Annotated in this window: 1 protein-coding gene and 1 pseudogene; both read left to right on the top strand. The window is 63.4% G+C overall.

Translation table 11 applies throughout. The annotated features are described in order from the left end of the window. Window positions 1-344, top strand: a pseudogene (rpsG, locus tag RNB18_RS50945) (30S ribosomal protein S7); the annotation flags it as partial. Window positions 345-443: 99 nt separating this feature from the next. Beyond that, window positions 444-538: GTP-binding protein (locus RNB18_RS53985; protein WP_394817803.1), on the top strand; the 95-nt coding region annotated here is incomplete at its 3' end.

Here is a 538-nt window from a genome sequence, read left to right as displayed (position 1 = left end):
GTCTACGGTGCGCTGGAGCAGGCTCGCGACAAGACCGGCACCGATCCGGTCGTCACCCTCAAGCGTGCGCTCGACAACGTCAAGCCCGCCCTCGAGGTGCGTAGCCGCCGCGTCGGTGGTGCCACCTACCAGGTTCCGGTCGAGGTTCGCCCCGATCGCTCCACACCCTGGCTCTGCGCTGGCTGGTCAGCTTCTCCAAGGCTCGTCGTGAGAAGACCATGATCGAGCGCCTCGCCAACGAGATCCTGGACGCCAGCAACGGCCTGGGTGCCGCTGTGAAGCGTCGTGAGGACACTCACAAGATGGCTGAAGCGAACCGGGCTTTCGCGCACTACCGCTGGTGATACCCGCGCCCGGCATCCAGCGTCGGGTGCCGGTAAGCGCGCAATCGAACACCTAATCAAGCAAGCGAAAGAGTTGGGAAGACTTCCGTGGCACAGGACGTGCTGACAGACCTGAACAAGGTCCGCAACATCGGCATCATGGCGCACATCGACGCCGGCAAGACGACGACGACAGAGCGCATCCTCTATTACAC

It is taken from the genome of Streptomyces doebereineriae (assembly GCF_031845645.1).
Taxonomy (GTDB): domain Bacteria; phylum Actinomycetota; class Actinomycetes; order Streptomycetales; family Streptomycetaceae; genus Streptomyces; species Streptomyces canus.
This window is presented reverse-complemented; position numbering and strand designations above follow the sequence as displayed.